The organism is Pantoea trifolii (genome assembly GCF_024506435.1).
Classification (GTDB): domain Bacteria; phylum Pseudomonadota; class Gammaproteobacteria; order Enterobacterales; family Enterobacteriaceae; genus Pantoea; species Pantoea trifolii.
In genome coordinates, this window is the sequence record NZ_JANIET010000002.1 from 96727 (window position 1) to 122486 (window position 25760).

The window sequence follows — 25760 nt, forward strand, 5'->3', positions numbered from 1 at the left end:
CATGGATGGCGAGGCCGATCTGCATGGATGCAGGGTTTCTTTGCGATCGGGCGGGCCTTTTCTGGCCTAAGCACCAACTTAAAGCGACTCAACCAATCTTAATCCCGTTTCAGCATCAAACAGATGAATCTTCTCAGCGTTGAAGCCAAGCATTATGCTGTCGCCGCTCACCGCCGCGTGACGGCCAGAAATCTGCATATGCAACGGCTGACCGTGCCACTCGAGATGCAGCAAAGTTGATTCGCCAGTGATCTCCACCACTTTCACCAACGCTGCGGCATTGCTGTTGGTCTCCAGCAGATCGTGCGGGCGTACGCCGAGCGTCACGGCTGCGCCTGCACGCTCGCGCGCTGCCGCTTGCCAGCGCGCGGGCAGCGGCTGCCACAGATCCTGGCACTGCACGCCGGGCACGCCATCACGGGCGATCAAGTGTGCCGGTAACAGATTCATTGGCGGTGAGCCGATAAAACGCGCGACAAAGGTATCCGCCGGACGATCGTAAATCGCCAGCGGCGCGCCTTGCTGCACGATGCGGCCATCTTTCATCACCACAATTTGATCGGCCAACGTCATCGCCTCAACCTGATCGTGCGTCACATAAACCATGGTGGTTTTGAAACGCTGATGCAGCGATTTGATCTCGGCACGCAATTCCATGCGCAACTGCGCATCAAGGTTCGACAGCGGCTCATCGAACAGAAACACTTTGGGATTTCGCACCATCGCGCGGCCCATCGCCACACGTTGACGCTGTCCGCCCGACAACGCGCGCGGATAGCGTTGCAGCAGCTTATCGATGCCGAGAATCCCGGCGATGCGCGCAATTTTAGTTTGCTGCTCCTCGCGCTTCACCTTTTTCACCTGCATGTGAAACGCCAGATTCTCCGCCACCGTTAAGTGCGGATAGAGCGCATAGCTCTGAAACACCATGGCGATATCGCGGTCGGCGGGATCGCGATCGTTGATCTGTACTTTATCCATCAGGATCGCGCCATCCGACAGGCTCTCCAGCCCGGCCAGCAAACGCAGCAACGTCGACTTCCCGCAGCCGGATGGGCCCACCAGCACGGTAAAACTGCCGTCAGGAATGGTGAGATCGAGCGGATGCAGCACCGACTGTTTTGCGTAGCGTTTGGCCACTTTTACGAGTTCAACACTGGCCATAATTTAAAACTCCTGGGAAAGTTGCAGTTGATGCCAGTCAGGATAACGACGCGGCAAGGTGCTGATAGCCAGTGACGCCACCGAAATACCCCATTGCAAAGCTGTGGTGAGATCTTGCTGATGCAGCAGGGCGGTGAGGAATCCAGCGTTAAAACTGTCGCCCGCGCCGATGGTATCCACCACCGTGACCGGACGCGCTGGCTGACTCACTGCATGCTCGGCCTGCCAGCAACGCGCGCCCTTGGGGCCGCATTTCACCACGCAGCCGCCGCGTCCGCTCAGCTGTTGCGCCAGCATGTGCGCGCTGGCAGGCAACTCGTCTTTCGCCGCCAATCCCAGCGTTTCCACTTCATTGAGCAGCAGCCAGTCGCACAGCGGCAGCCATTGCGTGACTTGCTGGCGCACCTCGTCCGTCCAGCCCTGCGGCGGCCAGCCGGTATCGACGGCGGTGATAAAACCGCGCTGCTGTAACTCTGAAAGCAGCGCCGGATATTCGTCATACAGATGCAGACACAAAAAGGTGCCGCACAGCAGCACGATATCGCCGTTAGCCGCTTGAGCAGGCAGCTGATCCAGCACATCCTGCGCGGTGAGTTGCACGATGTGGCCGAGATTACTCAGGAAGGATCGCTCGTGATCCGAATGCGTCACGCCAACCGTAAGTGAGGTTTCGCAGCTGTAGCGCGTCCAGTGCGCGGCGCTGTGCGGAAAATGACTCGCCAGCCAGGCACTCAGGCCATCGTTGCCCTGATTAGCCACCGCGCGATGGCGCACCTGCATCGCTTCCAGCGCCAGCGCGCAGTTGCCTGCCGATCCGCCCGGACGCAGTTCGCTGTGATTCAGCATCACTTCGGTACCGCGCTGCGGCCAGTTATCCAACGTGCCCATGATCAAATCGACATTGATATTGCCCACCACATACAGCGTGGCGGTGAGTTTCTGTTCCATCATCCTTTACTCCCGCCACTGGCAAGGCCGCTGACCAGCGTCTTTTGCAGCCAGATGGCAATAAACAGCGGTGGCACCGACGCCAGAATGCCGACGGCAGCGATCAAGCCATCATCGGTGGCGCGCCCGGCGGTGAATCCGGCAATGGTGACCGGCAAGGTTTGTGCGGCGATGTTGCTGGTAAACAGCAGCGCATAGAAAAACTCGTCCCACGCCAGCAGCCAGCCAAACAGCGCGGCGGCCCCCAACACCGGCTTCGCCAGCGGCAGCGTAATGCGCAGCAGCACTTGCCAGACACGCAGCCCATCAAGGCGCGCCGCCTGTTCAATATCCTGCGGCAGCGTATCGAACTGGTTTTTCAGCATCCAGGTGAGGAATGGGAGAATCAGCGAGCAATACACGATAATCAATCCGGGCCGCGTGTTGAGCAGATCGAACTGCTGCAACAGGAAGTAGAGCGGCAGCACGAACGCCACCGGCGGCACCATATAGATAGCGAGTGAGGCGAATAGCCAGCCGTCGCGACCGCGATAGCGCGAGAAGCTGAACGCCGCCGGAATCGCCAGCAGCAAGCAGATGATTGTCGCGCCTGTGGCGACTAACAAACTGTTGCCGAGCGCATGCAGGAACAGCACGCCCGGCTGGCCTGGCTCCAGCGACAACAGCTTGCCGTAGCGGGTGAAATCCCACTGGCGCGGCAGCCACTCGAGCGGCACGCGGGTGAGATCGCTGGCGGCGCTGACGCTCATCAAAAACAGCCAGCCCATCGGCGCTAGCACCGAGAACGCCACCAGCAGCGCGGCGGCGTATTTGCCAACATGGCGCATTTTAACCTTCATGAGCGCTTCCTTTGCGGCGCTGCCGCCACAGTAACAACATGTATAGCGTGATCAGCACCGCGCACAGCAAGGTCATCAACATGGCGTAAGCCGCGCCGCTGCCGGCCCGCAAGTAGCTAAACGACTCCTGATAAACGTAGAAACTCAGGGTTTTGGTGCTATCGACCGGCCCGCCGCGTGTCATCACGTAGATGATGTCGAAGATTTTGAAGGCGTCGATGGTGCGCAGAACCAGCGCCACGCTGAGTGGGCCAACAATCGCCGGGAAAGTGATGGCACGAAAACGCCGCCACGCCGACGCGCCATCCAGCCGTGCGGCTTCAAACAGATCGTCGGGAATCGATTGCAGTGCCGCCAGCACCAGCAAGGTCACCAGCGGATAGTTTTTCCAGATATCGGCAAACATCACCGCGTTGAGCGCCGAATCCGGCGAACCCAGCCAGCTGCGATAGCCATCAATGATGCCTAACTGCGTGAGCAGGGCGTTGATGCTGCCGTAATCCGGGTTGAAATTGAGACGCCACATCATGGCGTTAACGATGGTTGGCAGCGCCCATGGCAGAATCACCAGCACGCGCAGCAGGTTGCGACCGGCGAATTTCTGGTTTAGCAACAGCGCTATCAGCACGCCGATCACGCCTTCAATTGCCACCGACACCACGGTGAAATAGAGCGTGCGCCACAGCGAACTGCGGAAATCCGCATCGGTGATGGCGAACAGATAATTTTCAAAGCCAATCCAGCCCGGCGCTTCACCGCTGCCGATCAGGGCGGCATCGGTGAAACTCAGCCAGATGGTGCGTAACAGCGGCCATGCGGTGAGCAATAGCATCACCAACAACATGGGTGCCAGCAGCACCCATGCCTGCCGTTGTTCGCGTTGACGCAAACTCAGCATTGTTGCCCCTTAGCGCAGACGCGCCGCACTCTTATCTACCGCTTGCAGCGCGGCATCTGGCGTTGCGCTGCCCACCAGCACCTGCTGCAACTGCTGCTGCAGCGTGTTGGAGAGACGCGAATAGTCGGCGGTTTCCGGACGCGACAGCATCACGTTAAGCGACTTATCCGCCGCCGCGATCAGGCTTTCCTGGTTTTTCAGCACCGCCGGATCCTGATACGAGCTTTTCCAGATCGGCAGACTCAGCGTGGCGTATTGGTTCTGTACCGGCTGTGAAGTCATGTAGCGAATGTATTGCCATGCCTGATCCGCGTGCGTGCTGCCTTTGGTGATGCCAAGGCCCATTGAACCATTTACCGCACCGAATTTACCCGGCGCATCGCCTGGCGCAGGAACAATGCCCACCTGACCGGCGACCTTACTTTGCTTCGGATCGTTGGCCATGTTGTACATATAGGTCCAGTTGAGCGCGAATGCCGCATCGCCGTTGGAGAAGGCTTTACGCACATCTTCTTCCAGATATTCGCGGGAAGCCGGATTGCTCAAGCCTTCATCCAATGAGCTTTTCATCAGCTTCACCGCTTGCAGCGAGGCCGGTGAGGAGAAATCGAGTTTGTCATTGTTATAGAATTTGCCGCCAAAACCCGACACCAGCGTGGTGTAATCGCACACCAGCGCTTCGGCCTGCGACCAGCTCCATACCAGCGGATATTTCACGATGTTCTTCTGCTTGATGATGCGCGCGTCATCCATCACCTGCTGCCAGGTTTGCGGCGGGGTGGTGATACCGGCTTTCTCCAGCATCGCTTTGTTGTAATAGAGATATTTGGTGTCGAGGATCCACGGCATGCCGAGGGTTTTGCCTTTGAACTCAACGGTGTTCATTGCGCCCGGGAAAATCTGCCCCTTTTCGTCGGCGCTGATGCGGCTGCTGACGTCCTGCAACAGATCGAACTTGGTGAATTCTGCCGGCCAGATGGCATCGAACAGCACCACATCGTAGCCGTTGCCGCCCGCGCCACGCGCCGCAACAATTTTGTCGTGCAGCGCTTCGTACGGTACAAACTCAAGATTAACCTGCACGTCCGGGTGCGCTTTCTGAAACTCCTGCGTCATGGCGCGGATATCATTTTCGCTATACGCCGCCTGCGTCATAAACAGCGCATTCAACGTGGTTGCTGCCGCTGCGTTGCCCACGCTGGCTAACAGAACCGCTGCAAAACATCCTTTTATGACTGGGTTGAATCGGATTTTCATGGTGTTTTCCGCCTTGATGCAAAAAGAGGGTGTTTTATTAAATCAATTTGATGGATTTAATAACGCGCACAAGTTGTCAGATTGCTGCGGCTGACATCGGTTTGCTTATGCAATTGATGTGCCAGGGCATAAATCTCATTTGCCACTGAACACTACTTTGCACGGATTTTTACCGCTGTCATGTAAACAGGTTGTAAATTGTGTGGCTGATCATAGAAGTTGCTGTGACGTCGAATTTGCATAGCAGCCAGAGATTGGGGGGCCATTTCTTTTTTAGTTGCATTATTCTGGTGCAAAACAGCGCAGCACTGCGACTTTAGCGTGCACTGCGCTGGGATTCGGTCTCTTATGGTGGCCTGCGCGGCCATCATCTTTGCTATTTGCTGAGACTGTGAGATCGATCAGAAAGTGATTTGCGATGCAGCATGCCAATTTCTCGTAACAGGAAGAGATAGAGGGCAGGCATGATTAATATCATCGCTATCACATAGCCAAATTTATATTTCGCGGAAAGGCGTCCTTTTACACCATAAAAAATATGTTTCCCAGTAATAAAAAAAAGGATAACCACATAGGCCGTGACGATATATCCCACCAGAAAATAGGCTGAAAGAAAATTTGAGATCAATGTCTGCATAATAACCTCGGTGTTGTCTATTGGTAGTCACACAAGACTGACGAGAGCATTTTGCTGTTGATGGTATTGTTGGCAAAGTTGCACCACTTGAGTAAAGTCATGTGCTAATGAATTTGGCGAAGCAGTAAGCAAGGTTTTTTCATCGTGAATACCATAGGTCACTGCAATTGATTTACATCCCAAATGGTTCGCCATGAGAATGTCATGTGTGGTATCACCCACCATAATGGCTTGTGCATTGCTGGCGTTGAAAAAATCGAGGATTTTTTCCCCGGATTCTGGATGCGGTTTTTTTTGCTGCACTTCATCCGCACAGACAACAATATTAAACAGTGAGGCGATGTGCGCCGCAGATAGTAAGGTATTGGCACTGTGAGAAAATTTATTGGTTGTCACCGATAAGCGCATTCCCAGGCGCTTAAGTGTCTCCAGTCCGTTAATCACACCGGGGAAGAGTAAAGATTGGGCAGCGGGAATAATGATGAGTTTAAATTGACGCTGATACTCTTCAACAGCTAATTCAACCAGATAATTGTTCACGGGCAGTTGCATTAGTTGGGCAAAGGCTTGTTCCAATGGTAAGCCTATCGTCTGTCTGATTAACGCTTGCGGTAATTCTTTTAAATCCAATGCGCGAAAAGCTGCATTAAATGTTAAAGGGATGGCCTGAGCGGTATCAAAAAGTGTTCCGTCGAGGTCAAACATAATAATAGTTTGAGGCGTATTCATTGATTGTCTCTCAATACAAAAAGCTAACTGAAAATTAATGGCCCAGCTTTCTTTGTGGTAAAGCGACAGGTGATTGGGATTTATCATGACGCGGACGAGCCAGATAAATAGCCGTAACAATCGCTACACATCCCACCAGCTGTAAATGGGTGAATGTTTGGCCGAGGATTAAATAGCCCAGCACACAAGCCGACAAAGAGCTCATAAAACCCAGGAAAGAAGTGGTAACCGGCGGTAGTTTTTCAATGCCACGGAACCAGACAAAGTAGCCAAACACGCCGCCCGCCAGACTTAACCAGCCGTAGCCAATAATATTGGTTAGCGTAAGTTGAGAAGGGAACGTTTCCAGCCAAAGCGCTGCAGGCAATAACATTAAACCGCCTAGCGTCAATTGCCAGCCGGTAAATGCCAGTAAAGACATATTGGCTGGTCGTCCCCAATGCTTGGTGAGCAAAATGCCCATCGCCATGCTGGTGGTGCCAACTAATCCAACCATAATTCCCTGCGTATTAAGCTGAACGGCGCTGTTTAACACCAGTAGCCCAATGCCAGCCACACCAACCAGCGCGGAAAACACATGCATAATGCTGAGCTTATGCCGGAACACCAATGCGCCAATAACCATAACAATGATTGGCTGGCAGGACATCACCAGTGATGCCAGACCACCAGGCAAAAAATAAGCGGCGGCAAACAGGCAGTAAAAAAACAGGCCAATATTAAGAAATCCTAACGCCGCCATTTTTAGCCACCAAACGCCGTAAGGTCGCACGCGGCAAAACAGCAATAAAATAATGCCGGCTAATAACGCCCTGATAACCGAGGCCAGTAAGGGCATATTGGCCGGTAAGGTCTGCGTCGTCACAATATAGGTACTGCCCCAAATGATCGGCGCCAGCGCAGTGATCATAATGTTTATTAGCGTGGCAAACTTATTCATGATGCACGCCCGGATAAGTGCCAAAGTAGCGATCGCCAAAATCACCAATACCAGGCCGCATAAAGGCAGAATCCGTCATCCCTTTTTCAATCGATGATGTGATGATGGTCAAATCGGGCCAGGTTTCGACCAGGCGCTGAATACCCGCAGGGGAAGCAAGCACGTTGACTACGATCATATTCTCAATGGCAACGCCACTCTCTTTGAGAATATCAATCGCTTTCAGGAGCGAACCGCCGGTAGCCAGCATCGGCTCGAAAAGCATGACGCTCATGCCAGCAATACCTGCAGGTAAATGTGAATAAAGATAGTGCGGAAGTTTCGACTCTTTATCGCGCTGAATAAGGATCTTACCGATAGGTTGATGCGGAAACATGGCGCGGAACTCACTCTCCATGCTTTCACCCGCTCTAATCACGGATACCCCACAGACATCACGGACAAGTGCCTTACCCGTAAAAGGATCACCTATTGGCGTGGTCACTGTCTCATCAGAGTAGGGCAAGTGCTGTGCGGCGCTTTGCAGCAGCAAACGTATCACCTGATTTGCATGGTGTGTGAAGGTGTTCAGGTTGGCCGAACGATTACGCATACTGAGATGTAAATGGGATAGCCAGGCAGAATCGGGTAACACGTGAACGTTGGGCAGTGTTGACATAGGTCAGTCCTATTGATCCTTGAGAAACAGTAATAGAGTGATAAGATGAATATATCTTTCACGATAGTATCTTTTTAAAAAGATACTCATTAAAAAGATAAACACAACTATAATTCATTTTCAAGTCTCTTTTTCTTTTATGAGGAACACCATGCAGTATGACCATGTAGACAGATTACTCGTCCAGTGGCTGCAACAACGCCCCGATTTGGATTGTTCACCCATGGGCGTGCTTGGCCGCATCAGCCGCATGAGCAGAATTGTTGATAAAAAGCTCGATAAAACATTTAAAAACAACGATCTGAGCGCTATCGAGTTTGATATTCTGGCGGCGCTCAGGCGGTTCAATTCGCTGACGACACCTACAGAACTCTACCAAACATTGATGTTGTCCTCTGGGGCGATGAGTACAAGGGTTGAGCAGTTGGTTCAGCGTGATTTAATTGAAAGGATTTACAGCGAAGAAGATCGTCGGAGCTGTAACTTGAGCCTGACAAAAAAAGGGAAGTCATTGATAGATAAAGCTATATCAGAACATGTCGCCAATGAAGATGAGATTCTGAATCCGTTAAGTCAAGAGCAGCGAGAACAATTGGCATCGCTGTTACGTAGCTGGTTATTAGCTAACGAAAAGTAGTTCCGATACCGGCCTGACTCCAGGCCGGTTAATCCCTTCATTGACCTTTTTCCCGGCATAATTCCTCTTTAAGAAATATCTTTCCAAAAAGATACTTGACTTTGCTAACTGCAAAAGTATCTTTTGTGTGAACTATAACTGCTGGGAATATTACATTATCATGACGGTCAAAGCCCCAATATCGCCTGCTGTTTCAGAATCCTTTTTAGAACGTAGTCATAGCAGTCACTCAGTAAGTTTATTCGCCATGCTTGAAACCCATGCGCGCCATTTCCCTGAGCAAATTGCGGTCAAAGATGCGCAAAACTCATTGAGTTATCGTCATTTTTTTCAGCAGATTTGGAGCAATGGAAAGAAACTCAACGCGTTGATTGATACCGAATTGCAGTACATCGGACTTTATTGTGAACCTTCGGTTGAGATGATTTGCGGCGCATGGAGCATTCTCGCGGCTGAGCGCGCCTACCTGCCGCTGGCACCGGATTATCCTGCCGATCGTCTGCGCTATATGATCGAGGATTCGGGCATCAAGATGGTACTTACCCAGCCGCATCTTAAGGCGCAACTCGCTACGATGGTGACAGAAGAGATTACTATCATCACGCTGGATGACCTTCAGGCCAGTGCCGCAGCCACTGTTCCTCGCCACCCGTGCCACCACCGGGAGCGGCTAGCCTATATGATCTATACATCGGGTAGCACCGGTAAACCAAAAGGCGTGATGGTGAGCTATGCGAATATTTCTCACCAGATGGCCTGGCTAAAAAGTCAGTTTGGTTTTGACCACAATGACCGCATTTTGCAGAAAACCCCGGCCAGTTTTGATGCCGCACAGTGGGAAATTCTGGCACCGGCCTTTGGTAGCCAGGTGATTATGGGTCCAAAGGATTGCTATCGGGATCCGGATGCATTGATCAACACCCTCATTAGCGAGCAGGTGACAGTGTTGCAATCTGTACCCACGTTGTTGCAGGCACTGGTCGAACACCCCCTTTTCCAGGACTGCTGTGCGTTAAAGCACGTATTTAGTGGCGGTGAGATTCTGACTCGCAATCTGGCGCAGGCGTTTTTCCAGCGTTTACCGCACGCTGCATTGACCAATTTGTATGGTCCAACCGAATGCACCATCAACGCGTCGAGTTTTACGCTGGATCCTGAGTTGATCGCTGCTTATCCCGATGCCATCGCCATTGGTAAACCTGCGGCCAATACGCTTTATCATGTGCTTAATCCCGCGGGTGAACCTGTCGTGCCGGGTGAAACGGGTGAACTCTATATTTCTGGTTTGCAGGTCGCTAAAGGCTACTATCAGCGACCTGAACTCACCGATGAAAAATTCCTGCCGAATCCCAGAAAAATAATGGCAGGTCACGATCGCTTATACAAAACTGGCGATTTAGTTCGTCAGGATCCGAATGGTAATACCCACTTTGTGGCGCGCGTGGATAATCAGATCAAGCTACGCGGTTATCGGGTAGAACTGGATGAGATTCGCCTGGCAATTGAAAATCATCACTGGGTAAAAACAGCGGCGGTTGTGGTTCAACAAGATCCGCGCTCGGGTTATCAGACGTTGGTCGCCTGTGTTGAGCTGGACAAACGCCAGGCGGCGCTGATGGATCAAGGCAATCACGATCGTCACCATCTCTCTAAATCGAGTAAGTTGCAGGTGAAAGCGCAGTTGTCCAATGCGGGTTGCCGAATGTTATCAACGGCCCAATTATCCAGTAGCATCACGCTGCCTTATATCGCTTCAGACCATCAACAGCGCACGACGGCGTTTGGTCGTAAAACCTATCGTTTTTTTGACGGCGAACCGTCGCTGACGCGCCAGGATTTAATCGATCTTTTACAACGTCAGCCCATAGAGAGCTGCACAGATGAAAATCTCGCGACGCTCACGCTGGATAAACTGGGCAAGCTGTTACGCAATTTTGGGCAATTTGTTAGTGATGAGCGGTTATTACCCAAATACGCCTATGCATCGCCGGGCGCACTCTACGCCACACAACTTTACCTGGAATTAAAGGGTTGTGCCGGATTACCCCCCGCGATCTATTACTACCATCCTGTTCATCACTGCTTGCTGCCTATTGCCTCATTGCAACCGACAAAGGATCCCGTTTTCCGGCTGCATTTTGTCGGTAATCGACAGGCGATTGAGCCGGTTTATAAAAATAATCTGCGTGAAGTACTGGAGATGGAAACTGGTCACATGCTCGGTCTTTTTGACGAGTTGCTGCCCGAATTGGGGCTTCATGTACATCAGGCCGCACTGTTACGCGGCGCATTACCTGAGTGGTATCAAGGCAGCCACGATGACGATTATCTGGGTTGCTACGTCGTTGATCATCAACCGGTTGCAGCGAGCCGCGTGCAACCTGAACTCTATTTACAAATGCAGCAGCCGCTCCCGGACTTAGATGCCGGACTTTATCAGTACCAGGCAGGTGAATTGCATTTCCTTTCGACCAGCATGTTGCAGAAAAGGGATGTCATCGCGATTAATCAAAGGGTGTTTGACCGTGCGCAGTTCGGAATTAGTGTGGTGTGTAATGGCGGCGATCGTGAAGAACATTACATCCTTGCGGGTCGTGAAATGCATCGTTTACAAGCGAATAAACAACGGTTGGGCCTGATGTCATCCGGCTACAGCTCGAAAAGTAATAACGACTTGCCTGCCGCGATAAGCATGCGTGCAATTTTGGCGGAACAGCAACTGCCTATGGAAAGCCTCTATTTTTGCGTGGGAGGGCCAATCAGCCAGGCGCAGTTTCTGCATCAGGGAATGAATGAGGATCGCATTCATATGCAGGGTCCAGTTGAATTACTCAAGGAAGACCTGGCGGCACAGCTGCCAAAATATATGATCCCGAATAAAGTGATCATCCTGGATAATCTCCCGCAGACGGCCAGTGGCAAAGTTGACCATCAGGCACTGAAAGCGCTTCCAGAATTAACGCATACAGACGATGGGCAAGAGAGGGTGCCGCTTAAATCCGCGACCGAAAAGAAAATTGCCGAAATTTGGTGCGCGGTAATGAAATGGGAAGCGGTATTTGCCACGGACGATTTCTTTACCGGTGGCGGCAACTCGTTAACTGCGGTTGCGCTGGTTAATCGCATCAATAAAACCTTTAATATTAAACTTCCGCTGCAGGTGATATTTCATACGCCTCATATCGCAGGTTTAGCGACTGCGGTAGAAAATTGTATTCAATCCGACGTTGAATATTCCCGTCTGATCAAACTGAATGATTTTGCGGAAAAACCGATTTTCTGCTGGCCAGGTTTGGGAGGATATCCGTTAAATCTCAAATTACTGGCGCAGCATATTCCTGATCAGCGTGCATTTTATGGCATTCAGGCGAGAGGTATAAATGAAGGTGAAATACCACTTCCAACCATTCAGCAAATGGCACTGGAAGATATTTGCCAGATAAAAGCGATACAGCCAACCGGTCCTTACACACTTTGGGGATACTCTTTTGGCGCGCGCGTGGCTTTTGAAACCGCAGCGCAACTCGAAGCGCAAGGTGATGTTGTTGAGTCACTGTCTCTATTAGCGCCGGGCGCGCCCATCACGCAAATGGAGCGAGAACAACGATACGAGCATAAAGCCGCTTTTGATAATCCGGTATTTCTGGCCATTCTGTTCTCGGTATTTGCCCATCAGGTTGAGGGGCCGTTACTGGATCGCTGCCTGAGTAGTTGCAAAACTAAAGCAGAGTTTATTGGCTTTATTTGCCAGCGGTTTCCGTTGTTACAACGTGAAATGGTTGAGCGCATTATTCACATCGTCGAAACCACTTATGCGTTTAGTTATCAATTCACGGAGTTGCAAAATCGCCAACTCAACGCGTCTGTTACCATTGTAAAAGCGCAAGGCGACCATTACTCATTTTTAGAGCATGCGCCAGCTTTTAGTCGACAACCGCCAACCATTATTGAGTTATCAGTCGATCACTATGCGGTGCTTAAACAGCACGGCATCCATGAACTGGTTCACACCTTATTTACTACTCAACCGTGTAAGGAACAGGCGCATGCGTAACAGCGAATTTAAACTCGAATTTCAACCCGAAGTGAAGCAAGCACTTGAATCAGGACATCCCGTTGTTGCGCTGGAATCCAATGTGATTACCCACGGGCTTAATTATCCCGATAATATTGAAACGGCATTAAAGGTCGAGGCGGCTGTGCGGATAAGCGGCGCGATTCCTGCCACTATTGGTATCGATAACGGTAAAATTTTGGTGGGTATGGATTACCAACAAATAGAACGTTTCGCCACTCAAAAAAATATAGCCAAAGTCTCCAGTCGCGAGTTGCCGTTTATTCTGGCGACCGGTGCGATGGGAGCCACCAGCGTAGCGTCGTCGTTGGTGATTGCTGAATTAGCGGGCATTCCTTTCTTCTCCTCTGCCGGATTGGGCGGTGTTCATCGTGGTGCGGAAACATCAATGGATATTTCCGCCGATCTCATCCAGTTAACGCGTTCAAAAGTGACGGTAATCTGTGCCGGCGTTAAAAACATCCTTGATGTGGGTCTCACGTTGGAGTATCTCGAAACCCATTGTGTACCGCTTGTCAGCTGGCAAACCGATGAGTTTCCGGCGTTCTATTGCCGTAACAGCGGCTTTAAAAGTCCAGTGCGCCTGGATTCAGCACCGCAACTTGCGCGTGCGATTGAAATCAACCGGGCGCTGCCAGGGGCCGCCGGAATGGTGATTGCTACCCCAACCCTTGAAGAGGATGCCATCAACAGCGAGGAGGTTCAGCAAGCCATTGACAACGCTATCTCCCAGGCGAAGCTGCAGGGTATTAACGGTAATGGTGTAACGAAATTCATTATGAAAGCCGTGGAAGAGATGACGGCGGGGCGTTCAGCAGAAGCCAACAAAGCGGTACTAATCAATACGGCACGCGTGGCTGGCGAGATTGCCATGGCGCATTACACCTATTGCCGTAATCACTGACTATAAGGAGAACCCAAACGATGCCGCATCTCAATGTGAGCTTTCATCAAGGTCCAGAAGAGAGTCTCGATCTCGACGCGCTATCTCAGGCGCTGACTGAAATTATCACCGAAAAATTGGGTGTGAAAAGTCAGTATGTTTCGATGACGATTCAACCAGTCGCCAAACAACATTGGTCAGAACAGGTGTTGGAAAAATATATTAACCAACCCGGCTATCAGGTGATTAAGCCGGTGAGCTATTAAGCTGATTTAGCGCTCGCGCAAGCCTGGCGCAGTGATTCATGCGCCAGGCCAATCCTCTTTCCCTTCCCGAAAAGGTTGTAAAATGTGTGGCCGATCATAGATATTGATGCGGCTATCCGCAGCGTGTGGAATTAAAGGGAAGGGAGCAAGGTGAAAACGTCGGGAACCAATCTGGAACATGCACGGGCGCACAATCGCCGCGTGATCATTGAAGCCATTCGCCTGCATGGTGAACTGACCCGCGCCGAGCTGGCTCGTCTAACCGCGCTGACGCCGCAAACCGTGTCGAATATTGTGGCGGAGTTGGAGCAGGCCGAACTGCTCACCAGCCGTGCGCCGCGCAAGCAAGGACGCGGGCAACCGGCGATTCCGGTGACGCTTAATCCCGCCAGCGCCTTTTCGATCGGCATCCATCTTGATCACCAAACGCTGCTGATTGTGCTGGTGGATCTTACCGGTGAAATTCACTTCCGCCGCCTTATTCTGGTACAAAAGCCGCAACCGGATGCCACGTTAGCGCGCATCGCCGAGGTGCTCAGCGAGATCAAAACGCAGCTGGGCGATCGCTGGCAGAAAGTGCTGGGCATTGGCGTGGTGATGCCCGGTCCGTTTGGCGTTGAGGGCATCTCCTCGATGGGGCCAACCACGCTGCACGGCTGGGAACAGGTGAATATCGAAGCCAAACTTGCTGCGATGAGCGGCGTGCCAGTAACGCTGGAAAACGATGCCACGGTGGCGGCAATTGGCGAACGTTTTCATGGCGTGGCGCGACAGCTCAACTCGTTTGTCTATCTCTACATCGGCACCGGTTTGGGCGCGGGCATTATCATGGATGGCCATGTGTATAGCGGGCATGCGCATAACGCCGGTGAAGTGGGTCATGTGGTGGTGGAGCCGGGCGGACGCGAATGTTATTGCGGTAATCAGGGTTGTTTAGAACGCTATGTTTCATTGCAGGCGGCGTACGAGTTTTGCGGGCTCGATCCGATGACCGCTTTGCCGGAAGATTTGCTGGAAGTCGATCCGGCGCTGTTTGATAAATGGATCGATACCGTGTTAACGCCACTGCGTCAGGCGATTAACCTGCTGGAGTGCATCTTCGATGGTGAAAGCGTGATCATCGGCGGCATGATGCCGGCGGTGCTGCTGGATAAAATCATTCGTCGCCTGCCGCCGCTCTATCAATCGGTGCGCGGCCGCTACCTCACCGGAACACGCGTTAAAGTAGGTATGACCGGCAGCGATACTGCCGCGTTAGGTGCCGCCGCGCTGCCGATTTTCGACGAGTTTAATCCGCAGTTTCAGGTGCTGATGAAGTAACGGCCCGATCAGGCCGCTACCTTCACTGCCGTTTTCCGCTTCTCCTTCATCTTCCAACACAGCCACAGCGCAATAAACCACGCCGGTGAAGCAGCTAATGCAGCGAGCGTGTCGGGATCAAATATCATGATCACCACCGAGAACAGGAAGAAAATCAGTGTTCCCCAGGCCGTCACTTTGCCGCCGGGCATCTTGAATTTGGATTTCTGATGCAGATCCGGACGTTGTCTGCGGTATACAAGATATGAGACCAGAATCATGCCCCAACAATAGATCACCAGAATCGCGGCCAGCGTTGAAACGATGGTGAACAGCGTTGTCACATTCGGCACCAGGAACAGCAGCAAGGTGCCGCTTAGCATGCAGAAGCAGGAGAACAGCAGGCTGCGCAGCGGAATACGTGTGGTGCGCGACAAAATACGGAACTGCCAGTGCGCATGCTTCTCGACGGACAAGCCATATAACATGCGGGTGCTGGAGTAGACGCCGCTGTTGGCGGAAGACATTGCCGAGGTGAGCGCCACGAAGTTGATGATCGCCGCCGCCGCGGGCAATCCGGCTTTGGCAAACAGCGTCACGAATGGGCTGGTATCCGGCGACACGCCTTGCCATGACGTCACCGCGATGATCACCATCATCGAGAGCATGTAGAAAATCACAATCCGCAGCGGCAGAGAGTTAATTGCACGCGGCAGAATTTTCTCGGGATCGCGGGTTTCTGCCGTCATGGTGCCGAGCAGCTCAATGCCGGTGTAAGAGAAAATCGCGATTTGGAAACCAGCAAGAAAACCGGTGATGCCATGCGGCATAAACACGGCGGGATCGGTGAGGTTATGCACTGAAGCTTTAACGCCATCCGGCGAGGTCCAGCCGCTAAACACCATCCATCCGCCGGTGATAATCAGCGCGATGATGGTAATCACTTTGATCAGCGCAAACCAGAATTCAGCTTCACCAAAAGCCTTCACCGACAACATGTTAAACAGACACAGAATGCCGAGGGTGAACAACGCGGGTATCCACGCTGACATTTCCGGGAACCAATATTGCATATACGCGCCACACACCACCACATCCGCAATACAGGTCACCACCCAACTTAGCCAGTACGACCATCCCAGAAAGAAGCTGGCTTTCGGCCCAAGATAATCACCAACAAAATCGGCAAATGAGCGATAGTCGAGCCGGCTAAGCAGCACTTCGCCCATCGCCCGCATCACCATATAGCTGAAGAAGCCGACCAGAATATAGATGATTAATATCGAGGTTCCGGCCACCGCAATATTACGTCCCGCGCCCATAAACAGCCCGGTACCGATCGATCCGCCCAGCGCGATCATCTGAATATGACGTTCGCTCAGTCCTCGCTGCAGTTTTTGCGAGGCGTCGTGAGTCCGAGCAGGCTGAATCTGCTCTTGTGTAGGTTTGTTAGACACACTGATTCCTTCAGTCTGGCAAAAAGACACATGACGATGCCTGCCCGCAAGCATCAATGGCAAATAAGGAGTTGAACCTTAAAGAGACACGCTTAAATAGATGAAAGAAAAACGAAATTAATGAAACGCTAATTCATGATGGAGGTTTCCGGCTAGGTTTTACTCATCGTGGTGGCGTGAGTTAACAAAGTCAATGCGGAAAAATAACAGTTTATTCACTTTTTGATAGCCATCAAAGAACTGAAAAATAGGAATAAAATCCAATTTTATGCAATTTAGTGAATAGTATTCGCATAAATATGCGTCATATGAGGGGCTTTTTTAATGCTTAGTTATTCACTCTTTCACGAATTTTTGTATCTAAAAAGTTAAATCCTCCTTATTCAACGCAACCCGCTTTTCTTAAAAGGTGTTAAATTACTTTCCGTCTAGTGCAATGCATCACCTTTCCACGTCTTTTCAATATAAATAACTCTGAACCTACAGGCTTCTCATGGAAAAGTTATCTTACGCTTCTGAAAGCAGTACATCTCCCTGGACTACCTACCTGAGCCAAATTGACCGCGTTGCGCCTCATCTTGGTGAATTGTCTCGCTGGATCGAAACCCTGCGTCATCCCAAAAGAACGCTGATTGTCGACATCCCGGTGCAGATGGATGACGGCTCGATTCGCCACTTTGAGGGCTATCGCGTACAGCACAATCTCTCGCGCGGACCGGGCAAAGGGGGCGTACGTTACCATCCTGCAGTTGACCTGAATGAAGTGATGGCGCTGTCAGCCTGGATGACCATCAAATGTGCGGCGGTTAACCTGCCTTATGGCGGCGCAAAAGGCGGTATTCGCGTCGATCCGCACTCGCTGTCTGAAGGTGAACTGGAGCGCTTAACCCGCCGCTACACCAGTGAAATCGGCTTGATTATTGGTCCGCAGAAAGATATTCCCGCACCCGACGTCGGCACCAATGGCAAAGTCATGGCCTGGATGATGGATACCTACTCGATGAACCACGGCACCACCATTACCGGCGTTGTCACCGGTAAACCGATTCATCTTGGCGGCTCGTTAGGCCGTGAGAAAGCCACGGGCCGTGGCGTATTTATAACCGGTCGTGAAGTGGCAAAACGCTCCAACATTACCATTGAAGGCGCACGCGTGGCGTTGCAGGGCTTTGGTAATGTAGGTAGCGAAGCAGCGCGGCTGTTCGCCGAAGCCGGTGCGCGCGTGGTCGTGATTCAGGATCACACCGCAACCTTACTCAACGAAGGCGGCATCGATTTAGCCGCGCTGACTGCGTGGCAAATCGAACATAAACAGATTGCCGGTTTCCCAGGTGCGCGTGAGATCGACAGAGAGCAGTTCTGGACCACCGCCATGGATATCCTGATCCCGGCTGCGCTGGAAGGGCAAATTACCCGCGAGCGCGCCGAAATCATCAGTGCCAAACTGGTGCTGGAAGGGGCTAACGGTCCAACGTATCCGGATGCGGATGACATGCTGGCGAGTCGTGGGGTGCAGGTGGTGCCAGATGTAATCTGCAACGCAGGCGGGGTAACGGTAAGTTACTTCGAATGGGTTCAGGATATGGCGAGCTTCTTCTGGAGTGAAGATGAGATTAACCAGCGTATGGATCGCATCATGACGGAAGCGATGGTGCACGTTTGGGATAAGGCCGCTGAAAAGCGCTGCTCATTGCGTACTGCTGCTTATATTGTTGCCTGCGAGCGCATTCTGCTGGCACGTAAAGATCGCGGTATTTATCCGGGCTAATTAATTAAATTTTAAGTTTGTTTAAATTGTTTGATAAACGCCGTCTTTGCCATGAGAGGGCGTTTATCTTATCTTTCATGCGAGGTTTACGCCACGCAGCCCTGACCAGCACCTCGCGGCTGATTGGGTAATCATCACCGAAGGATTTTCGCTAAATTCACTCACCAAAGTGACAATTCTGTCAGTTAAACTCCTTATATTCTCGCTACCTACATAAACGTATTCATTGGTGGGTAACACATACGCATAACCTTTCTCACAGACTAAACTGCGCGCAAAACCATTCTCAAGCATCGCATACAGCAGTTCTATTTGCGTGCCAGCGGTGGGGTCTTTTAATTCGACACGGATAGTGTAACTGAACATAGTATTATCTCCGGTGTTTAAATTTAAGTTTACTTAAGTTTAAATGATCGAAAATGGAGATCTTTTTTTTAAGATAAATCTTAGTGGATATTCATAAATAATCACCGCCATTAACAGTAAATGTTGGCCCTGTTAAGCGTAACGACAAAGGGGGAATTAAATATAATTATTTAAATTTCAATTTTATTGCGCTCTGGTTAAATAATCTCTTTTTATTTTATTAAAGACAGCAGGTTTCTCGCAGGCTATAATTAATTTCAGCTCACTGTGAGCTGGTTGCTAAAAAGTTCAAAAATAGTATCCGCAACGGGCGATTTTAAAGATTTTTATTCATTAATATTTATCTCTGCCCACGAGGTGTCGCGGATGAAATTACCTACAACGGATTTTTACGTCTTTGCTCAGGCAGATAGCGAGGGTTGCTGCGACTTGCACCGTGAAAGCTGTCGTATGGCACCGGCCTACGATAATCGTGTTTTTATGGGATCTTTTTATTCACCGGAACACGCCTGGCAATATTTCCACACTCATCATCCTAATAGCCGAGCGGTATTTTGTCTGTTGTGTATGAAAGAATAATGCGGGAAACATTTTACCTGTAAAATAGCAGCGGAAGGTTTGATTTAACTGAAGCGTGCCGGGCGGAAACTAGCAGGAATGGGCCGCACCTCTCCGCTTTATCCCAGCTTCACGTTAATGTCGGTTTGATAAGCGGAAGATATCCCGCCACCCCATGTCGCGTAAGCTGCGCCAGCATTTGCTGGGCGGCATCGTTAGCATTATGTTGCCACAGTGCGATACCCATACTTCCCACGGCGGGCAGTTGAGCGTTCAGGGCATGCAATCCAGCAGGTAAACCGATCTGGCTGCGCAAGGTGATCCCTAATCCAGCCCGCACCGCTGCCCAGACGCCGCTCAAACTGTGGCTGGTAAACACCACGCGCCAGTCGAGTCCAGCCTGTTCCAGCACGTTCAGCGCACGTGTACGCATCAGGCATGGCGCTTCAAACATCACCAGCGGTAGGGGTTCATTGCGTGCGAGCAGGGCGCGGATATCAAACTCTTGCGCGCCAATCCATGCCAGCGGCGTCTGGCCCAGCAACTCACTTTGTGCGGGTAAATTATCGCCTTGCCACAGTAGCACCATATCTAGACTTTGCTCGGCCATCGCCTGTAACAACGGCTGATTGCGATCGACGCGTGCGCTGATACGCACACTCGGATGCTGGCGGCTAAATGGGCCAAGAATGCCGGGCATCAGCGACTCACCGAAATCTTCCTGCATGCCAATACGCACATCACCCTGCAACAACTCGCCGCGCACCGCGCGCCAGGCTTCATCATTCAGGCTGAGCAGACGGCGCGCATAGCTCAGCAAGATTTCGCCGCCGGGCGTGGGCGCCAGATGACGACCGCGTTTGGTCACCAGCGCCATACCGCATTGCTGTTCCAGCTTTTTTAACTGGGCGCTAACCGCTGACGTCGAGCGGCACAGCTGCTGCGCCGCCAGCGCGAAGCTGCCGCACTCGATTCCCAACACAAAACTGCGCAGCGCATCGCTATCAAGCGAGACCGGAATCTTCTCCATAACCATCCTTCAAAGCGGGACTATGAGTCCTGAATAATATGATTTTCAGGATTGTAGCAGCGCGCCACAATCGCTGCCTATTCAATGCCGGAGAAAATCATGAGTAAGCCACTGGATCGCGATTCGTTACAGCAGGTCGCACCGAAGTTAGCCGAGTTAACCCAGCAGGTGTTGTTTGGTGATATCTGGCAGCGGCCGGTGCTGTCACCGCGTGAGCGCAGTTTGATCACGCTCGCCACGCTCAGCGCTTTGGGCCGCGAGCAGCAACTGCCGTGGCATCTTGAATTTGCGCAGCAGAATGGACTGAGTCGTGAAGAGCTGGTGGAGTTATTTACTCATCAGGCGTTCTACGCCGGATGGCCCGTTGCGGTCACCGCACTGGCTTTGCTGCAACAGGAGAACAACTGATGCCATTGACCCGAATCACCGTGCGCGACGGTTGGAGCGATGCCGATCTGCAAATCTTATCGGACACGTTGCATGAGGTGCTGGTCGCCGAGTTCAACGTACCGCCCGACGATCGTTTCCAGGTAATTGAATCGCTGGCGGCGCCGCGTTTTATTTATGATCGCCACTATCTCAGCGGCGGTCGTAGCGAGCGCTATGTGTTGCTGAACATCGTGGCAGGAAAACCGCGCAGTGCGGAACAGAAGCGCGCAACTTATCGTGTGCTGAGCGAACGCCTGCAGCAGCGGCTCAATCTTGATCCCCATGATTTGATGATCATTATTCAGCAAACCAAGCTCGGAGACTGGAGTTTCAGCGGCGGAAAGATGTTTGAGTTGTAAGCGCCGTAGGGTCGCCATTCATGGCGACCTTCTACCAGGTGCGCATGAATGCGCACCCTACAAAAGCGCTTATTCCATCACCCAATGCCCGTCACTCACTTCGCGATAACGCCGCGCTTCAGGCACAAATCCCAACGCACGCACCGGGCTTTTCAGTTCGCTGATGTCAATCTGGCGCTTCACATGGCGGCGCGCCGGATCGGGCACCGGCACCGACGACAACAGTTTGCGCGTGTAATCATGCTGCGGATTTTCAAAAATTGCCGCGCGCGGGCCGATTTCGACGATCTCACCGAGCAGCATCACCGCCACGCGATGGCTGATGCGCTCGACCACCGCCATATCGTGTGAAATAAACAGATATGACAAGCCGAGGCTCTGCTGCAGGTCGAGCAGCAGATTGATGATTTGCGCTTTTACCGTGACATCCAGCGCCGACACCGATTCATCGGCGATGATCATTTTCGGATCGAGCATCAACGCACGGGCGATGCAGATACGCTGGCGCTGTCCGCCGGAAAACTCATGCGGATAGCGTTTCATCATGCTGGCGGATAATCCGACGCGCTCCATCAGTGAAGCGGCTTTCGCACGCGCCTCGGCTTTGCTGCCTAAACGGTGTTGAAGAAAAGGTTCGGTGAGCGCTTCCAGCACCGACATGCGCGGATTAAGGCTGGCAAACGGATCCTGAAAAATCATCTGCATGGCGCGGCGCAAGGTGCGCAGCTCGTGAGCAGAAAGATTCAGCACGTCGTAACCATCAAAAGCCACTTCGCCCGCGTCGGGCGTAACCAGGCGCGTCAGCGAACGTCCGGTGGTGGATTTTCCGCAGCCGGATTCACCGACCAGCGACAAGGTTTCGCCCGGCATCAAATCAAATGAGATGTTTTCCACCGCATGTACCGCGCCGGTTTTACGGCTGAACACGCCTTCGTGGATGCTGAAGCGGGTGCTGAGATTTTTCACCGACAGCAGCGGCTGCTGCGATATGGATACGCGGCTAGCATCAGGCGCGTCGTGCTCATCAAAGGAAAACTTACGCGGCCCAGCAATGCCGCGCATTGCGCCAAGCTGCGGCACGGTGGCAATCAGCGTGCGGGTGTAATCGGCGGCGGGCGCGGAGAAGATCGCGGCAGTGGTGCCGGTTTCCATCACATCACCTTGATACATCACCAGCGTGCGATCTGACACTTCCGCTACCACGCCCATATCGTGGGTAATAAACAGCACTGCCGTGCCTTCCTCTTCCTGCAAGGTCTTAATCAGGTCAAGAATTTGCCCCTGAATGGTGACGTCCAGTGCGGTGGTCGGTTCATCGGCAATCAGCAGTTTGGGACGCAGCGCCAGCGCCATCGCTATCATCACGCGCTGGCGCATGCCGCCGGAAAAATGGTGCGGATAATCATTAAAGCGTTTCGCCGCATTGGGAATGCGCACTTTCTCCAGCAGTCGAATGGTCTCTTCACGCGCGGCGCGTTTGCTGATTTTGCGGTGATTGATCAGCGCCTCAGCAATTTGATTGCCGATGGTGAACGACGGATTCAGGCTAGTCATCGGTTCCTGAAAAATCATCGCCACCGCATTGCCGCGAATATCACGCATGGCGGATTCGCTCAGCGTCAGCAGATCAACGCCGTTCAGCAGCACTTTGCCGCTGACGCGCGCGTGGCGCATGTTGAGTAAGCGCATGATCGCCATTGAGGTGACGCTTTTCCCCGAACCGGATTCACCCACAATCGCCAGCGTTTCACCGGCGTTAACGGTTAAGGACAGGTTTTTCACCACTTCGCGCCATTGATCGTCGACGCGGAAGGCGACGGTCAGATTTTCGATGCGCAGCACCGGTGCGACTGCTGAGGCTGACATATTCATTTTGCTTTCACAAAGCGTGCAGACAAACTGCTCACCGGCAGGAAGCTGAAATCCGTATCAAACGGATAGGCGGGCTGCAATTTGCGTTTGCGGGTTAGGCGTTCCACATATTGATCGACCACGCCTTCCGACAGCGCCATCAGGTTTGGATTCGCCAGCGGAGCCAGTTCCGGCGACAGATAACCCGACTTCACCACCACAATTTTAGCGGTGGCAGGATCGAGGCCGAGCAGGGCGAAATCCGCCAGGTTGTGATATGGACGGCGACGATCGGCGACCACCAACGTAATGCCGCCGGTTTGCAGCAGCGCCTGTTTCGCCAGCGAACGCGGATCGTCGCTGAGATGCTTCACCACAAATTCGGCCTGCACTTTGCCACCGGCCGGATCGAGCGACGCGCCAACGGTCAGTGTTAAGGTTGCGCCAACGCTGGCAGCAAATGCTGCATCGGTGGCGGGTTTATCGGTAATACCGGCGACGATAACGCCCTGTGCATCCCGGCGAATTAGCTCCGCCAACACATCCGCGCGATCGCCAACGCCGCCGCCGGTAGGATTATCACCGGAATCGGCCAGAATCACCGGCGCGGTTTCGCTGGCGATAGCCATGCTGACGCACTCTTCAATGCTGCCGGTGACGCAGCCAAAGCTGAATTCATCGCGCGCCTGCCAGTAAGCCAGCGCCAGTTTTGCCGCCTGTTCCGCCAGCACATCGGCATCGGTGCCGGTCATGATCGCAGCGGCGGTGGCGCGCGGTTCATCGGCCCAGACGTAGCCGACCATCAGCGAGGCGTCCCAGATATGCTCCAGCTGGTTTATCGCGGGCAAACGGGCGTACAAACTCTTAGCCGGTTCATCTTCGGTACTGGTGCGCTCGCCAGGTAATACCACCGGAATCGGTGCCCACACCACGCCGGGTTTGATGCCGGTTTGCAGGCTTTTGACCAGCATCGATACCGAGCGGCGCATGGTTTCTTCGACATCAATGTGTGGCGCGGTGCGGTAAGTCGAGAACATATCGATGGCATCAATGATGCGCTGCGTGACATTGCCGTGCAGATCGTAGCTCACGGTGATCGGGCAATCCGCGCCGACCAACTCGCGCGTGGCGCTGATCCAGTCGCCTTCGGCATCTTCCATGCCTTCAACATAGACCGCGCCGTGCATGGCGAGATAGACGCCATCCACCGGCAAATGTGCTGCGAGGCGCGTCAGGAATTCCTGCTTAAAATCGTCGTAGGTGATGCGCGCTACCGGACCCCCGGCGATGGCGCGCGCGTGGAAGGTCGGCAGAAACGCGGCATCATAATCCTGCAGAAAGGCGAAGTAAGGGTTGGTGGTGAGTTCATCCCCGCGCACGATGCGGAAGTCGTCGGCATAATTCAGCACCGGATTATAAGTACTGCACTCAGTATGAATTCCACCAAAAGCAATGCGCATAGCAGCCTCCGCTAGTCGGGTAAGTGAATGATAAAACGATACGCCGCCACACTGGCTGCGGCTCTGGCCCAGCTCTCTTCGTTGATTGCCATGCTGGCGATCGGCGTTTTGCCGATGATCGACGGCAGCACATGGCTGTCGATTGCCTGCATCACCACGGTTTTCAGCAAGCCATCAAACGAATCGGGCTGATGTGCAATCACAATTAATTCGGGGTCGTTCATCTGGATGATATTGGCGATCGACAAGCCCAGCGCATGACCGGCCTGATGCAAGATGGCAATCGCCGCACTGTTACCTTTCACCGCCAGCGCTTCCAGCTCGGCGATCGATTCACTCGCCAGCGCTTTGTCACGCACGCTTTCGCGGATGGCGGTTAACGAGGCCAGCGTATCGAGGCAGCCGCGTTTGCCGCAGCGGCACGGACGTCCGCCAGGTTCGATGGTGCAGTGGGCGATTTCACCGGCAGCGCCGTGTGCGCCACGGTGCAGCTGGCCCTGAAAGAAGTGCGCCGATCCAATGCCGTCACCGTGTGAAATCAGGGTGAAGTTGCGCGCCTTTTTCGCCACGCCGAAAATCTTCTCGCTCACCGCTAACGCCTTGGCATCGTTTTCTAACGACACTTCCAGCCCGGTTTGCTGTTTCAACAGTTCCGCCAGCGGCACGTTTTTCCAGCCCAGCAGCGCCGACTGCACGCAAATCGCCTGATGTTCATCGACAAATCCGGACAGCGTCACGCCCAACCCGATCAGCTGATCTTGCGAAATCGATTTCTGCGCAATCAGTTCGGGAATCGCCGCCGCAATCATTTTTGCCAGCTGCGGCGGATCGAGATTCAACGGCATTTGCGTGGCGGCCAGCGTGCGGCCGTGCATATCAATCAGCACTAACACCACGCGCTCGCCAAGCAGCGAGGCACCAAGAAAATAGGCGCTATCGGCACGCATTTTTAATAACACCGATGGACGACCCTGACCGCTGGATTCCGGAACGCTCTCTTCCAGCAATCCAGCCTGCAGCATCTCTTTCACCAGCGGGCTAATTGCGGCTTTGCTTAATTTCATTTTTTCCGCAAGCGCGGTGCGGCTCATGCCATGCGACGCAATAAGTAAGCGCAGAATTTGTTGCTGGTGGGCATTGAGCATTGAGGTTCTCACGGCGTTAGCACTATGCGCTGACAATAATAAGGACAGAAAACAAATACAACGATATTTAGTTAAATTTCTGAATGCAGATCTGATTATAAGTAAAT

General features: G+C 52.7%; 23 protein-coding genes. 9 read left to right on the forward strand and 14 right to left on the reverse strand.

Annotation, left to right across the window (positions count from 1 at the left end; translation table 11 throughout):
- Positions 1-78 precede the first annotated feature (78 nt).
- From NQH49_RS19835 to upp, 8 genes are all read right to left on the reverse strand, one after another.
- On the reverse strand, positions 79-1164 hold the full coding sequence (locus NQH49_RS19835; RefSeq protein WP_256698484.1) for an ABC transporter ATP-binding protein: 1086 nt from the start codon (positions 1162-1164) through the stop codon (positions 79-81).
- A 3-nt stretch (positions 1165-1167) separates the two neighbouring features.
- Positions 1168-2112, reverse strand: coding sequence for a carbohydrate kinase family protein (locus NQH49_RS19840; protein WP_256699123.1), 945 nt, complete (start codon positions 2110-2112; stop codon positions 1168-1170).
- Positions 2112-2951, reverse strand: a complete 840-nt coding sequence (locus NQH49_RS19845) for a carbohydrate ABC transporter permease (protein WP_008108069.1) — start codon at positions 2949-2951, stop codon at positions 2112-2114. Before NQH49_RS19845 ends, NQH49_RS19840 begins: the two co-directional genes overlap by 1 nt.
- A complete protein-coding gene (locus tag NQH49_RS19850) occupies positions 2941-3849 on the reverse strand; it encodes a carbohydrate ABC transporter permease (RefSeq protein WP_256698485.1) in 909 nt (302 codons plus the stop codon). Before NQH49_RS19850 ends, NQH49_RS19845 begins: the two co-directional genes overlap by 11 nt.
- Positions 3850-3858: 9 nt before the next feature.
- Positions 3859-5106: an extracellular solute-binding protein gene (locus NQH49_RS19855; protein ID WP_256698486.1), complete on the reverse strand. Its 1248-nt coding sequence runs from the start codon at positions 5104-5106 to the stop codon at positions 3859-3861.
- A gap of 664 nt (positions 5107-5770) precedes the next feature.
- Positions 5771-6472, reverse strand: coding sequence for an HAD family hydrolase (locus NQH49_RS19860; RefSeq protein ID WP_256698487.1), 702 nt, complete (start codon positions 6470-6472; stop codon positions 5771-5773).
- A gap of 34 nt (positions 6473-6506) precedes the next feature.
- Positions 6507-7412, reverse strand: a complete 906-nt coding sequence (locus tag NQH49_RS19865) for an EamA family transporter (RefSeq protein ID WP_256698488.1) — start codon at positions 7410-7412, stop codon at positions 6507-6509.
- Positions 7405-8070 carry a uracil phosphoribosyltransferase gene (gene upp, locus NQH49_RS19870; protein WP_256698489.1) on the reverse strand — a complete coding sequence of 222 codons (666 nt, stop codon included), beginning with the start codon at positions 8068-8070 and terminating at the stop codon, positions 7405-7407. Before upp ends, NQH49_RS19865 begins: the two co-directional genes overlap by 8 nt.
- Positions 8071-8221: 151 nt before the next feature.
- Between upp and NQH49_RS19875 the strand changes: the two genes are divergently transcribed.
- The 5 genes from NQH49_RS19875 to NQH49_RS19895 all read left to right on the forward strand — a co-directional run bounded on the left by NQH49_RS19875 (position 8222) and on the right by NQH49_RS19895 (position 15251).
- Complete coding sequence (locus NQH49_RS19875; protein ID WP_256698490.1) at positions 8222-8707, forward strand: MarR family winged helix-turn-helix transcriptional regulator; 486 nt, start codon at positions 8222-8224, stop codon at positions 8705-8707.
- A gap of 160 nt (positions 8708-8867) precedes the next feature.
- Positions 8868-12761, forward strand: coding sequence for an amino acid adenylation domain-containing protein (locus tag NQH49_RS19880; RefSeq protein WP_256698491.1), 3894 nt, complete (start codon positions 8868-8870; stop codon positions 12759-12761).
- Positions 12754-13686 (forward strand): pseudouridine-5'-phosphate glycosidase, encoded by a 933-nt coding sequence (locus NQH49_RS19885; RefSeq protein ID WP_256699124.1) that lies wholly within the window; start codon positions 12754-12756, stop codon positions 13684-13686. Before NQH49_RS19880 ends, NQH49_RS19885 begins: the two co-directional genes overlap by 8 nt.
- A 20-nt stretch (positions 13687-13706) precedes the next feature.
- Complete coding sequence (locus tag NQH49_RS19890; RefSeq protein ID WP_256698492.1) at positions 13707-13931, forward strand: tautomerase family protein; 225 nt, start codon at positions 13707-13709, stop codon at positions 13929-13931.
- Positions 13932-14081: 150 nt separating this feature from the next.
- On the forward strand, positions 14082-15251 hold the full coding sequence (locus NQH49_RS19895) for an ROK family transcriptional regulator (RefSeq protein ID WP_256698493.1): 1170 nt from the start codon (positions 14082-14084) through the stop codon (positions 15249-15251).
- A gap of 8 nt (positions 15252-15259) precedes the next feature.
- Here the strand turns inward: NQH49_RS19895 and NQH49_RS19900 are convergent, their stop codons facing one another.
- The gene (locus NQH49_RS19900; RefSeq protein WP_372340042.1) at positions 15260-16687 is read right to left on the reverse strand and encodes an amino acid permease; all 1428 of its coding nucleotides are present in this window, start codon (positions 16685-16687) and stop codon (positions 15260-15262) included.
- A gap of 493 nt (positions 16688-17180) precedes the next feature.
- Here NQH49_RS19900 and NQH49_RS19905 point away from each other — a divergent pair, with 493 nt between their 5' ends.
- Positions 17181-18455: a Glu/Leu/Phe/Val family dehydrogenase gene (locus NQH49_RS19905; RefSeq protein WP_256698494.1), complete on the forward strand. Its 1275-nt coding sequence runs from the start codon at positions 17181-17183 to the stop codon at positions 18453-18455.
- A gap of 75 nt (positions 18456-18530) precedes the next feature.
- Here the strand turns inward: NQH49_RS19905 and NQH49_RS19910 are convergent, their stop codons facing one another.
- Positions 18531-18821 carry a hypothetical protein gene (locus NQH49_RS19910; protein ID WP_256698495.1) on the reverse strand — a complete coding sequence of 97 codons (291 nt, stop codon included), beginning with the start codon at positions 18819-18821 and terminating at the stop codon, positions 18531-18533.
- A 366-nt stretch (positions 18822-19187) separates the two neighbouring features.
- Between NQH49_RS19910 and NQH49_RS19915 the strand changes: the two genes are divergently transcribed.
- A complete protein-coding gene (locus NQH49_RS19915; RefSeq protein ID WP_256698496.1) occupies positions 19188-19400 on the forward strand; it encodes a hypothetical protein in 213 nt (70 codons plus the stop codon).
- Positions 19401-19509: 109 nt separating this feature from the next.
- Here NQH49_RS19915 and NQH49_RS19920 read toward each other — a convergent pair whose 3' ends face one another.
- Positions 19510-20409 (reverse strand): LysR substrate-binding domain-containing protein, encoded by a 900-nt coding sequence (locus NQH49_RS19920; RefSeq protein ID WP_256698497.1) that lies wholly within the window; start codon positions 20407-20409, stop codon positions 19510-19512.
- 99 nt (positions 20410-20508) lie between these two features.
- Here NQH49_RS19920 and NQH49_RS19925 point away from each other — a divergent pair, with 99 nt between their 5' ends.
- A complete protein-coding gene (locus tag NQH49_RS19925; protein ID WP_256698498.1) occupies positions 20509-20817 on the forward strand; it encodes a carboxymuconolactone decarboxylase family protein in 309 nt (102 codons plus the stop codon).
- Positions 20817-21197, forward strand: coding sequence for a tautomerase family protein (locus tag NQH49_RS19930; RefSeq protein ID WP_256698499.1), 381 nt, complete (start codon positions 20817-20819; stop codon positions 21195-21197). Before NQH49_RS19925 ends, NQH49_RS19930 begins: the two co-directional genes overlap by 1 nt.
- A gap of 69 nt (positions 21198-21266) precedes the next feature.
- Here NQH49_RS19930 and NQH49_RS19935 read toward each other — a convergent pair whose 3' ends face one another.
- From NQH49_RS19935 to NQH49_RS19945, 3 genes are read right to left on the reverse strand one after another with little or no spacing between them, the layout of a single operon-like run.
- Positions 21267-23063, reverse strand: a complete 1797-nt coding sequence (locus NQH49_RS19935) for an ABC transporter ATP-binding protein (RefSeq protein WP_372340043.1) — start codon at positions 23061-23063, stop codon at positions 21267-21269.
- Between the two features lie 2 nt (positions 23064-23065).
- Complete coding sequence (locus NQH49_RS19940) at positions 23066-24508, reverse strand: M81 family metallopeptidase (RefSeq protein ID WP_256698501.1); 1443 nt, start codon at positions 24506-24508, stop codon at positions 23066-23068.
- Between the two features lie 11 nt (positions 24509-24519).
- Positions 24520-25653 carry an ROK family transcriptional regulator gene (locus NQH49_RS19945; RefSeq protein WP_256698502.1) on the reverse strand — a complete coding sequence of 378 codons (1134 nt, stop codon included), beginning with the start codon at positions 25651-25653 and terminating at the stop codon, positions 24520-24522.
- Positions 25654-25760 lie beyond the last annotated feature (107 nt).

Excerpts from the sequence above, each read along its gene's own strand:
- NQH49_RS19835 (WP_256698484.1), bottom strand. The coding sequence starts at position 1,164 with ATGGCCAGTGTTGAACTCGTAAAAGTGGCCAAACGCTACGCAAAACAG.
- NQH49_RS19840 (WP_256699123.1), bottom strand. The coding sequence starts at position 2,112 with ATGGAACAGAAACTCACCGCCACGCTGTATGTGGTGGGCAATATCAAT.
- NQH49_RS19845 (WP_008108069.1), bottom strand. The coding sequence starts at position 2,951 with ATGAAGGTTAAAATGCGCCATGTTGGCAAATACGCCGCCGCGCTGCTG.
- NQH49_RS19850 (WP_256698485.1), bottom strand. The coding sequence starts at position 3,849 with ATGCTGAGTTTGCGTCAACGCGAACAACGGCAGGCATGGGTGCTGCTG.
- NQH49_RS19855 (WP_256698486.1), bottom strand. The coding sequence starts at position 5,106 with ATGAAAATCCGATTCAACCCAGTCATAAAAGGATGTTTTGCAGCGGTT.
- NQH49_RS19860 (WP_256698487.1), bottom strand. The coding sequence starts at position 6,472 with ATGAATACGCCTCAAACTATTATTATGTTTGACCTCGACGGAACACTT.
- NQH49_RS19865 (WP_256698488.1), bottom strand. The coding sequence starts at position 7,412 with ATGAATAAGTTTGCCACGCTAATAAACATTATGATCACTGCGCTGGCG.
- upp (WP_256698489.1), bottom strand. The coding sequence starts at position 8,070 with ATGTCAACACTGCCCAACGTTCACGTGTTACCCGATTCTGCCTGGCTA.
- NQH49_RS19875 (WP_256698490.1), top strand. The coding sequence starts at position 8,222 with ATGCAGTATGACCATGTAGACAGATTACTCGTCCAGTGGCTGCAACAA.
- NQH49_RS19880 (WP_256698491.1), top strand. The coding sequence starts at position 8,868 with ATGACGGTCAAAGCCCCAATATCGCCTGCTGTTTCAGAATCCTTTTTA.
- NQH49_RS19885 (WP_256699124.1), top strand. The coding sequence starts at position 12,754 with ATGCGTAACAGCGAATTTAAACTCGAATTTCAACCCGAAGTGAAGCAA.
- NQH49_RS19890 (WP_256698492.1), top strand. The coding sequence starts at position 13,707 with ATGCCGCATCTCAATGTGAGCTTTCATCAAGGTCCAGAAGAGAGTCTC.
- NQH49_RS19905 (WP_256698494.1), top strand. The coding sequence starts at position 17,181 with ATGGAAAAGTTATCTTACGCTTCTGAAAGCAGTACATCTCCCTGGACT.
- NQH49_RS19910 (WP_256698495.1), bottom strand. The coding sequence starts at position 18,821 with ATGTTCAGTTACACTATCCGTGTCGAATTAAAAGACCCCACCGCTGGC.
- NQH49_RS19915 (WP_256698496.1), top strand. The coding sequence starts at position 19,188 with ATGAAATTACCTACAACGGATTTTTACGTCTTTGCTCAGGCAGATAGC.
- NQH49_RS19920 (WP_256698497.1), bottom strand. The coding sequence starts at position 20,409 with ATGGAGAAGATTCCGGTCTCGCTTGATAGCGATGCGCTGCGCAGTTTT.
- NQH49_RS19925 (WP_256698498.1), top strand. The coding sequence starts at position 20,509 with ATGAGTAAGCCACTGGATCGCGATTCGTTACAGCAGGTCGCACCGAAG.
- NQH49_RS19930 (WP_256698499.1), top strand. The coding sequence starts at position 20,817 with ATGCCATTGACCCGAATCACCGTGCGCGACGGTTGGAGCGATGCCGAT.
- NQH49_RS19935 (WP_372340043.1), bottom strand. The coding sequence starts at position 23,063 with ATGTCAGCCTCAGCAGTCGCACCGGTGCTGCGCATCGAAAATCTGACC.
- NQH49_RS19940 (WP_256698501.1), bottom strand. The coding sequence starts at position 24,508 with ATGCGCATTGCTTTTGGTGGAATTCATACTGAGTGCAGTACTTATAAT.
- NQH49_RS19945 (WP_256698502.1), bottom strand. The coding sequence starts at position 25,653 with ATGCTCAATGCCCACCAGCAACAAATTCTGCGCTTACTTATTGCGTCG.